At 62.7% G+C, this 11,564-nt stretch carries 2 protein-coding genes; both read right to left on the minus strand.

Annotation, left to right across the window (positions count from 1 at the left end; all coding sequences use genetic code 11):
* A partial coding sequence (locus HX786_RS15890) for a non-ribosomal peptide synthetase (RefSeq protein WP_178912322.1) occupies nucleotides 1-7,274 on the minus strand: 7,274 nt, incomplete at its 3' end.
* Nucleotides 7,274-11,564, minus strand: a 4,291-nt coding sequence (locus HX786_RS15895) for a non-ribosomal peptide synthetase (protein WP_178912323.1), incomplete at its 5' end; no start/stop codon positions are given. The genes HX786_RS15895 and HX786_RS15890, both read right to left, overlap by 1 nt.

Consider the following 11,564-nt stretch of genomic DNA (forward strand, 5'->3'; position numbering starts at 1 on the left):
TCACGCACACCTGGGTGGGCCAGCAGGCGACTTTCGATTTCTCCCAGCTCGATGCGCAGGCCACGAATCTTCACCTGGTGGTCGATGCGGCCAACGTATTCGATCACGCCGTCATTGCGGTAACGGGTCAGGTCGCCGGTGCGATACAGACGATCGCCGGTGGTCGAGAACGGGTTCGGCACAAACTTCTCGGCGGTCAGCCCCGGACGCAGTAGATAGCCACGGGTGATGCCCTCACCGGCCAGGTAAAGCTCCGCCGCCACGCCGACCGGCACCGAGTGCAATTCAGCGTCGAGCAGGTAGCTGGCGGTGTTGGCCAACGGCCTGCCGATATTGGCCTGGCCACCGGCTTCGCGGCGGGTCCAGGTGGAGTAAGTGGTGTCTTCCGACGGGCCATAGAGGTCGTAAACGTGCTGCACATGGGCATGCTCGTACAGCGCATCCACCAGCGACTGCTTCAGCGGTTCGCCCGCCAGATTGATGATGCGCACGCTTTGCGGGATTTGCCCGGCACGCTGCAAGGCTCCCATCGCCGAAGGCACGCTGTTGATCAGGCGCACCCGGTCTCGGGCCGCCAGTTCCGGCAGCTCCAGGGCATTGCGGGCACCGACGATAAAGCCGCCGCCGGCCAGGGTCACAAACAGCTCCCACACCGACAAGTCGAAGCAGATCGACGTGGAGGCCAGCACCCCTTGAATGTCTTCAGGGCTGTAAACCTGCTGCGACCACTGGGTCAGCGCCGCCACGTTGCGGTGGGTAATGGCCACGCCCTTGGGCAGGCCGGTGGAGCCGGAGGTGTAGATCACATAGGCCAGGTTGCCGGCGTGGACCGCAACGTCCAGATCCTGATCATCAACTTCCTGAGCATCCACAAGCAGCACGTCAATCGAAGCATCCACCTCAAGCGCCACCGCAGCCTGGGTCAACAACACCCGCGCCTGGCTGTCCTTGAGCATGTAGGCCACGCGCTCGGCCGGGTAATCCGGGTCCAGCGGCACATACGCGCCGCCCGCCTTGAGCACCGCGAGCAATGCCACGACCATCTGCGCACTGCGCGGCATGGCCACGCCAACACGCACTTCAGGACCAACACCCAGCGCCACCAGCTTGTGGGCCAGGGCATTCGCCCGGCCGTTCAACTGGCGGTAGGTCAGTTGCTCATCACCCCAGATAACCGCCAGGGCGTCGGGCGTACGCTGCACCTGGTCCTGAATCTGTTGATGGATGCACCGCTCACGCGGGAAGTCCAGGCCATTGGCGTTCCAGGTATGTTCGACCAGCCGACGTTCATCGCCCTCAAGGGTGGCGAGTTGCGCCAGCACCTGTTCACTGCCGGCCATGAAGCGCGCAAGCAACTGGTTAAGATGACGGGCAATGCCCGCCATCGTCCCGGCCGCAAACTGACTGCGGTCATAGTGGTAGTGCAACCCCAGCGTCTGCCCGGCATTGACGGAAAGTGTCAGCGGATAATTGCTCTGCTCATGGGCCACAACGGCACCAAAGGACAGCCCATCGTCCGCGCTTTGAGCCAGCGCCTCGGAGATCGGGTAGTTTTCGAACACCAACAGCGTGTCGAACAATGACTCGGAACCGTGTTCGGCCCAGCGCTGAATCTCGAACAGCGGCGTGTGCTCATGCTCGCGCAGCGCCAGGTTTTGCCCCTGAACGGTCTGTAACCAGTGGCTGACCGTCTCCCCGGCAAGCGGGCTGGCGATCACCGGCAGGGTGTTGATGAACAGGCCGATCTGCTGCTCGACGCCTTTGAGGTCGGCCGGACGCCCAGCCACGGTGGCGCCAAAGCACACCGTCGACTGCCCGGTATAACGCTGCAAAAGCAGGAGCCAGGCGGCTTGCAGCAAGGTATTGAGGGTGACTTTCTGCTGGCGGGCAAACTCGTTCAGCAGGCGCGTCTGGCGCGAGTCCAGCACCTCGAAATGACTGGCGTAGCCGGCATCTGCGGACAGCGGCGCGGCCACCGCCTGGGCCAGCCGTGTCGGCGCTTGCAGCGGTGCCAACTGTTGCGTCCAGAACGCTGCTCGCAGCGTCTGGTCCTGGGATTGCAACCAGCCAATGTAGTCGCGATAGCGCGCCGGCTGGTGCTCGGGCTCTTGCCCGCTGTAGCGTTGCAGCACCTCACCAAGCAGCTGGGAATTGCTCCAGCCATCCATCAGAATGTGGTGGGAGGTATAGATCAAATGGCACTGATCCGGCGCCGTGCGCACAACGGTCAGGCGCAGCAGAGGCGCCTGCACAAGGTCGAAACCACGCTGGCGGTCAGCGTCGGCCAGGGTATCGAGTGCGCCATCAAGTGCCGGGTGCTCCTGCCAGTCGAGCACAGTGAATGGCAACTCCAGGTGCTTGTGCACCACTTGCAGCGGTCGCTCCAGATCACCCTGCCACAGGAAGCCGGTACGCAGGATTTCATGGCTGTTCACGCACGCCTGCCAGGCCTGGCGAAAGCGCTCGGGATCCAGCCCGGTAACGTCCAGGCGCATTTGATTGATGTAGTCGCCGCCACCTTGCTCATACAGGGTGTGAAACAGCATGCCTTGCTGCATGGCCGATAGCGGGTAGATATCTTCGACAGCCGACAGGGCCAGCGGCAAGGCATCCAGTTGACGCTGGCCGAGCCCGGCCAGCGGAACATCCGAAGGCGTCAAGCCGCTGTTGCCGGGCGCTGTGCAATGAGCGATCACGCTCAGCAGCTCAAGACGGTATTCATCGGCCAGGCGCTGTACCGTCGAGGTGTCAAACATCTGCCCGCTGAAGGTCCAGCCCAGGCTCAGTTCGCCGCCATATACCTGGCCATTGAGGGTCAGCCAGTTACCGAGCGCCGCCTCCGGGCTTTGCTCCAGCCCGCGCGCCTCACCCGAGGGAGCGAACAAAGCCTGCTCGTCATCGAAACTGCCATCGAACTGCCCCAGGTAGTTGAACGTAATCCTCGGCGCCGGCAGCGCCTGCAAGCGGCTGCGGGATGGTTCATCGCCCAGGTAGCGCAATACACCGTAGCCAATCCCCTTGTCTGGAATCGCCCGCAGTTGTTCTTTCACCGCCTTGATCGAGTGCGCGATATCGCTTTCGACCGGCAACCTGACCGCAAACAGGCTGGTGAACCAGCCCACGGTACGTGTCAGGTCAACGTCATCGAACAGGTCTTCACGGCCGTGGCCTTCGAGCTGGATCAGCGCACTGTCCTGCCCGGTCCAGCGACCAATAACCCGTGCCAGTGCGCTGAGCAACAGGTCATTGACCTGGGTGCGATAGGCCGCTGGCGCCTCTTGCAACAGTTGCCGCGTGGCCTGGGCATCAAGCTGGGTGTGCACCGTCATCGCGTGGCGATTGGAGAGCGAACCATGGGGATGGTCCACCGGCAGGGCCGTCGACGAACCGCTCAACAAGCCTTCCCAGTAATCGAGCTGGGCGCGCAACGTATCCGCAGTCGCCGCCTGCCCCAGGCGTTCTACCCAGGCCCTGAAGGAACTGGTCTTGGCCGGCAACACGCAACGCTGGCCGCTGGCGAGCTGCTGGTAGGCCTTTTGCAGGTCCTCGAACAAAATGCGCCAGGAAATCCCGTCCACCACCAAATGATGAATGACCACCAGCAAACGCTGGCTGCCATCGTTCAAGTTCGCCAGCACCGCCCGCAACAGCGGGCCGCGCTCCAGGTTCAGGCTGCCCTGGGCCTGGTCGCCCCATTGCTCCAGCGCCTCAAGGTCAATGTTCCGAGCCTCCCGGACCAGCGCCCCGGAGTACTCACCCGGCGCCTGATAGCGCGCCGACCAGCCTTGCGCCTGAGCAGTGAACGCCATCCGCAGCGCATCGTGATGAGTCACCAGATGCTTGAGCGCCTGCTCCAGCAGCGCCACGTCCAACGTGACCCTCGGCGTGAGCATGACGGACTGGTTCCAGCGCGCGCGATCAGGCACCGGCTGTTCAAAAAAGGCGATCTGTACCGGTGCCAGGGGAGCCTCACCGACGACTGCCGACTGGTCGATCACCACCCCGGCGGCCAATTGCGCAACCTGGGCCAGGCCCTGGACAGTCTGGTGCTGGAACAGCTCTTTAGGGGTGAAACGAATCCCGGCCTGGCGCGCACGGCTGACCACCTGGATCGAGATGATCGAATCACCGCCCAGCTCGAAGAAGTTGTCGGTGACACCGATGGACGGACGTTTCAACACGTCCTGCCAGATCACCGCGATACGTTGCTCAAGCTCGCTCTGCGGCGCCACATGGGCGTGTTCGGCCTGGCTGACATCCGGCAGTGGCAAGGCCTTGCGGTCCAGCTTGCCATTGACGGTGAGTGGCCATTGCTCAAGAAACAGCAAATGGGCCGGGACCATGTAATCCGGCAAGTTGGCCTTGAGCCCGGCACGGATCTGCTCGCGCAACGGCGCGGGTTGCAGGTCGCCTGCGGCCGCGATGATGTAGGCCACCAACACCTGGGCACCGGCGTCACCCTGCGCCAGTACCATGGCTTCACGCACACCGTCGAGGGCAAGCAAGCGGGCTTCGATTTCACCCAGTTCGATGCGCAACCCACGAATCTTCACTTGGTGGTCAATGCGTCCGATGTAGTCGATCACACCGTCCTGGCGATAACGCACCAGGTCGCCGGTACGATAAAGTCGTGCGCCGCTACGGGAAGCAAACGGGTCGGGAATAAATCGCTCGGCGGTCATTCCCGGGCGCAGGTGATAACCACGGGCCAGGGAATCCCCTCCGATATACAACTCACCGGCCGCACCCGGCGGGCACGGCTCAAACGCTTCGCTCAGGACATAAGTGCGTACGTTGTCGATCGGCTTGCCGATCGCCACGATCGGGCCGGCAGGGTCGACAGGCACTTCATGGCTGCTGGTATCGATGGTCGCTTCGGTCGGGCCGTACAGGTTGATCAAGCGCCCGCTCCAACGCTGCTGCAACTGTCGGCTCAGCTCGGTACTCAAGGCTTCGCCACCGCACAACACGACGTTCAGCGACGCCAGCTGGGCATCGCTCGCTTCAGGCAGCAAGGCTTGCAGCAGTGAAGGCGCCAACTGCAGGACCGTGATCCGCTGTGCCTCGACCTGCTCCCACAACAGTGACAGGCTCTCGGCCAACCCTGGCTGGGCCATCACCAACTGTGCACCCGTCATCAACGGTAGCCAGAACTCCCATACCGAAGCATCGAAGCTGAACGCGGTCTTTTGCAGGATCCGATCGCTGCTTTGCAGTGGCAATGTCTTGCACATCCAGGCCATGTGATTGGCCAACCCTCGGTGACGAACCGAGACACCCTTGGGCCGGCCGGTGGAACCGGAGGTGTAGATGACATAGGCAAGGTTGTCGGGTTGCACGGCAACCTGCGGGTTGGCTTGCAACGTTTCGTCAGTGTCGGACAGGACCAGCACCTGGACGCCCGGCGGGATGGGCAACTGATCACGTACTGCCGCCTGGGTCAGCAACCACTGCGCGCCACTGTCCTGAAGCATGTAAGCCAGGCGGTCGGCCGGGTACTGGGTATCCAGCGGTACATAAGCGCCACCGGCCTTGAGAATGGCCAGTAGGCCGACGACCATTTCCACGCTGCGCTCAACGGCGATACCCACCAGCGCGTCAGGCCCAACCCCCATGTTGATCAAGCGATGCGCCAAGTGGTTGGCGCGCTGGTTGAGTTGGCGATACGTCAGCTGTTGCTGCTCGCATACCAGCGCAACCGCGTCGGGCGTACGCTCGGCCTGGGCGGCGATCACCTGATGCGTCAGGCCGCCAAAAGGCTGTGAGGTGGCGTTCCAGTCCTGCACCATCTGCTCGCGCTCGGCGACATCAAGCAACGGCAACTCGCCGACACGGGCGTGGGGCTGCTCGACGATTCCTTGCAGCAGAGTCTGCCAATGCCGCGCCAGACGTTCTATCGTCAGCGCATCAAACAGGTCAGTGGCATAGGTCAGGGCCGCTGCTATGCCGTCATCGGACTCGTAGGTTTCCAGGGTCAAGTCGAACTGCGCAGTGCGGTTCTCCCAGGCCACGCCTTCGATGGACAGGCCCGGCAGCTGCAGTGCGAGCGCGCCAGTGCCGGCGGCTGCCATGCGCTGGTGGTTGAACATCACCTGGAACAGCGGTGCATGGCTGAGGCTGCGTTGCGGGTGTAACGCCTCGACCAACTGCTCGAATGGCAGGTCCTGATGGTCCTGCGCCCCCAGGGCAGCCTGGCGGACCTGGTCCAGCAGAACACTGAACGGCTGCTCGCCCACTACCTCGGCGCGAAGTACCTGCGTGTTAACGAAAAAGCCCACCAGGTGTTCGGTTTCCACCCGGTTGCGGTTAGCGGTCGGAACCCCGACACGGATATCACGCTGCCCGCTGTAGCGATACAAAAACGCCTGGAAGGACGCCAGCAGCACCATGAACAGCGTGGCCTTTTCCTGCTGGGCCAATTGCCTGAGGCGCTGGCTCAGGGCATGCGGCAGTGCAATTTCAAAACGCGCGCCGCGATAACTCTGCTCGGCCGGCCGCGCACGGTCGGTCGGCAGCGCCAACACCGGCTGCTCGTCACCCAACTGCTCGCACCAATAGGCCAGTTGCCGTTCGCGCTCGCCGGCTTCCATCCAGTGACGCTGCCAGATGGCATAGTCGGCGTACTGGATCGGCAACGCCGGCAGCACCAGGGTTTCGCCGCGCTGGCAGGCGTCATACAGCTGCACCAGCTCATTGACCATCAGTTGGATCGAACCGCCGTCGGACACGATATGGTGCTGCACAAACGTCAGGATGTGATCCTGCCCATCGATCTGCAGCAGGCTGACGCGCAGCAGCGGCCCCTCATTCAGGTCGAACAGCTGCCCGGTCTGCGCTTCGACAAACCCGGTGATTGCCGCCTCGATATCGGCCTGTGGTGCCAGCACCGTCAAGGGAATGTCCAGGGGCGCTTCGGCGAGAATGTTCTGGCTTACCCCTTCGTCACGCTGCACAAAGCGGGTGCGCAGGCTTTCATGACGGGCGATCAGTTGATTGAAACACTGCTGCAACGCCAGCAGGTCCAGGTTCCCGCGCAAGCGCAGGACCATGGGCAGGTTGTACGCCGTGCTCTGGGGGTCCAACTGCCACAGGAACCACTGGCGTTCCTGGGCAAAGGACAGGGGAATCGATTCAACGGCCGACTGGACTTCGGGAATAGGCAAGTTCGCCGGGGAAACACCTTCCTGAAGCATTTTCTCCAGGTACAGGCGACGCTTGTCGAGGGGCAAGGTAATGAAACGCCGAGCGATTCTCTGGGCGGCGTGGATGTCCATTAAACTTCCTCCATTTCGTCAAGCAGAAATTCCAGCTTGCTCAGTTTCGATTCATTGATTTGTTGCCCGCCGGCGTGTTCCAGATGGTGGGCAAAGTCTTCCAGGAGGGGGTGCTGGAACAGCAGTTGCGGGGTCAATTTCAAGCCCAGCTCAAGTTGAATACGCGACACGACATTTACCGCCAGCAGCGAATGCCCGCCCAGTTCGAAGAAGTTATCGGTAAGTCCTACCTGCTCCAGTTGCAGCACCTGCTGCCAGATGCCGGCGACTTGCCGTTGCAGATCGCTGTGCGGCGCAACGTAGGCCTGTTGCAACTGACTGGCATCCGGCGCCGGCAGCGCCTTGCGGTCGAGTTTGCCGTTGGGGGTCAGTGGCAGGCTGTCGAGCATCACCAGAAACGCCGGGACCATGTAGGCCGGCAGGGTTTCCATCAGGCGGGCCTTGAGCTCATCGCGCAGCAGCACTTGCCGGTCGTGGCCGAGCGGTTCGCCTGGCACTACATACCCCACCAGTTGCAGGCCGACACCGCCCTCTCGGGCGATAACGGCGGCTTCGCGCACGGCCGGGTGCTCCTGCAGGCGTGCCTGGATTTCTCCCAGTTCGATGCGGAAGCCACGTATTTTCACCTGGTGATCCAGGCGGCCGACATACTCAATCACACCGTCGGCGCGATAACGCGCCAGGTCGCCGGTGCGATACAGCCGTTGCCCGGAGCTGGAAAACGGATAGGGAATAAAACGTTCGGCGGTCAGCCCGGCACGCTGATGGTAACCACGGGCCAGGCCTTCTCCGCCAATCAGCAGTTCACCCACCACACCCACTGGCACTGGCTGCAAATCGCTGCCCAGGATGTACAGGTGAGTGTTGTCGATGGGCCGGCCAAGCCAGGCCTGCGGCAACGCCTGGCTGAGTGGGTGTTGCGCCGACCAGATGGTGGTTTCAGTGGGGCCATAGAGATTCCACACCTGGTCCGACAGCGCCAGCATGCGGTCCGCCAGATCCTGGGCAAGCGCCTCGCCACCGCAGAGCATCTTGCAGCCTTGCAGCGCGCGCGCCTCGGGATTATCAAGCAACATCCGCCAGGTAGACGGGGTGGCCTGCACCACTGAAATATGCTCGCGGCGTACCAGCTCCAAGACTTGGGCCGGGTCTTGGGCGGCACTCTTGCCCACCAGGACCACACGTGCCCCGAGCACCAGCGGCAGGTAAATTTCCAGCCCGAAAATATCAAACGAGAACGTCGTCAGCGACAGCACCCGATCACTGCCTGACATGCCTGGAGCCTTCGCCATACTGGCGAGGAAGTTGCTCAGTGCCGCATGTCCTACCATCACCCCTTTGGGCTTGCCCGTAGAACCAGAGGTGTAGATCACGTAGGCGAGACTGGCCGCCTTTACCGACACGTGCGGATTGCTCTGCGGGTAGGACGCCAGCCCTGAATGCCGAGGATCCAGATCCACCGTCGTCAGCCCCGCAGGAAGCACCAGCAAATCCTTCAAGCGGGCCTGGGTCAGCAACAGGCCGATGCCGCTGTCGGCAATCATGTATTCCAGGCGATCCACCGGGAAATCCGGATCCAGCGGCACATACGCAGCACCCGCCTTGAGCACGGCGAGCAGGCCCACGAGCATTTCAAGGCTGCGCTCCACGCATATCCCCACCAGTTGGTCCGGGCCTACGCCCAGCTCCAATAGCTTGTGCGCCAGTTGGTTCGCCTGTTCGTTGAGTTGACGATAGGTATAGGTCTGCTCGTTGAACACCGCAGCCACGGCGTCCGGCTGATGCAGGGCCTGTTGCTCAATCATGCTGTGCACCCGTAGCGCCGAAAGATCGGCGTCGGTGGCGTTCCACTGCTCAAGCACACGGCTGCGCTCACCGTCGTCCAGGCTGTCAAACGTCCCCAGCGGACGATCGGCATTCAGCGTCATTGCCTGCAACAGGTTATGCAGTTGCGCGGCCAGCGCCTGGATTTGCCCCGGGGCGAAGAAACGCTGGTCGAAACTGTACTGCAGCGACAATGCCTCGCCGAGGTTGACCATCAGGGTCAGCGGGTAGTTGGTCTGCTCATGGCTATCAATCCGTCCGAAGCGCAAACCGTCTGGCGAGCTTTGCTCCAGGGCCTTGGACACGGGGTAGTTTTCAAACACCAGCAGGCTGTCGAACAGTGCCTCACCACCCTGCCCCGCCCAGCGCTGGATCTCGAACAGTGGCGTGTACTCATGTTCACGCAAGGCCAGGTTCTGCGCCTGCAAGGCTTGCAACAGCTGTGCGATGGTTTGCTCCGGTCGCGGGCTGACCACCACCGGCAAGGTGTTGATAAACAACCCGACCTGCTGCTCGACACCGGCCAATTGCGCAGGACGCCCGGCGACGGTAGCGCCGAAGCACACACTCGACTGGCCGCTCTGGCGCTGCAACAGCAAGGCCCAGGCCGCTTGCACCAAGGTGTTGAGGGTGACTTTCTGGCGGCGTGCGAACTCACTCAACTGCATGGTGCGCTCAGCGTCAAAATACTGGTAGTGATCCGAATAGCCCGTGCTGCCAGGCACTTCGCCTTGGGCCTGTGCCTGTGCCTGCGCGAGGCGGGTCGGTTCTTGCAGGTCAGCCAGTTGCAAGGTCCAGAACCGCTGGTTGGCCTGGCGGTCCTGGCTGTCCAGCCAGGCGATGTAGTCGCGATAACGTCCACCACGGCCGGCTTCGAATTGCCCGCTGTAACGTTGCAATACCTCGCCCAGCAGCTGCGAGTTGCTCCAGCCGTCCATCAGGATGTGGTGATGGGTGTAGATAAAATGGTACTGGTCGACACCGGTACGGATCAGCACCAGGCGCAACAGCGGTGCCTGCGCCAGGTCGAAGCCTTGCTGCTGTTGATCGGCCGCCAAGGCATCCAGGGCCGTCGCCAGATCGGCGTGGCCGGACAGGTCATGACTGACAAAAGGCAGCTCGACCTGCTCCAGTACGACCTGCACCGGCTGCGCCAACTCGCCCTGCCAGACAAAGCAGGTGCGCAGGATATCGTGGTGATCCAGCACTGCTTGCCAAGCCTGGCGGAAGCGTTTCGGGTCCAGCCCCTCGACATCCAGGCGCATCTGGTTGACGTAGTTGCCCGACGCCTGCTCGTACAGCGTATGGAACAGCATGCCTTGCTGCATCGGCGCCAGCGGATAGATGTCGGCAATCGCCTGCGCGGGAATGGGCAGCGCATCCAGTTGCGCCTGGCTCAAGTTGGCCAGCGGGAAATCCGACGGGGTCACGGCCGCGGCACCCGACGTGCAGCAATGCTCCACAAGGCTTGCCAGTTCACGGGCATAGTCATCCGCCAGGCCCTGGATGGTCGCGGTGGCAAACATGGCCGGGCTGAACGTCCAGCTCAACCGCAGCTCGCCATCGAACACCTGGCCGTTGAGTGCCAGCCAATTATCCAGCGGTGCCTGCGGGCTGTGCTCGGCGCCACGGGCTTCGCCCGACGGTACAAACAGCGCACCGTTGTCGTCCTCAAAATGACCGTCCAGTTGCCCCAGGTAGTTGAAGGTAATCCGCGGTGTCGGCAATGCCTTGAGCGCCGCTTGCGCCTGCGCGTCGCCCAAGTAACGCAGCACGCCAAAACCCAGGCCTTTATCGGGGATGGCGCGCAGTTGCTCCTTGATACCTTTGAGGGATTGAGCCGGGTCCGCAGCCGGCGTCAGCTTGACCGGGAACACACTGGTGAACCAACCGATGCTGCGGGTCAGGTCGATGTCGTCAAACAAGTCTTCGCGACCATGGCCTTCCAACTGGATCAAGGCATCGGCGTGGCCGGTCCAGCGGCAAACCACCCGCGCGAGCGCGGTCAGTAGCAGGTCGTTGACCTGGGTGCGATAGGCCTTGGGGGCGTTTTGCAGCAGTTGGCGGGTGTGCGTCGGGGTCAAGGCGCTGTGCACCGTGGCACCTTGATCATTGCGCAAGCCGGCTTCGGGATCGAGGCACGGCAAGGCGCTGTCGACGTCGGCCAGCAGCGTTTGCCAGTCATGCAACTCCTGTTGCAGGCGTTCGGTTCGGGCATAACCTTGCAGACGCTGCGCCCAGGCCTTGACCGACGAAGTCTTGGCCGGCAGTGCCACGACACGCCCCTGCTGCAGTTGCTCGTAGGCGGTTTGCAGGTCTTCGAACAGGATGCGCCACGACACGCCATCCACCGCCAGGTGATGGATCACCAGCAGCAGCCGCTGACTGCCGTCGGCCAGGGTCGCCAGCACCGCGCGCAGCAGTGGGCCATTGCCCAGGTCCAGGCTGCGCTGGGCTTCGTCGCCC

This window comes from Pseudomonas sp. 21615526 (assembly GCF_013386245.1).
GTDB lineage: Bacteria > Pseudomonadota > Gammaproteobacteria > Pseudomonadales > Pseudomonadaceae > Aquipseudomonas.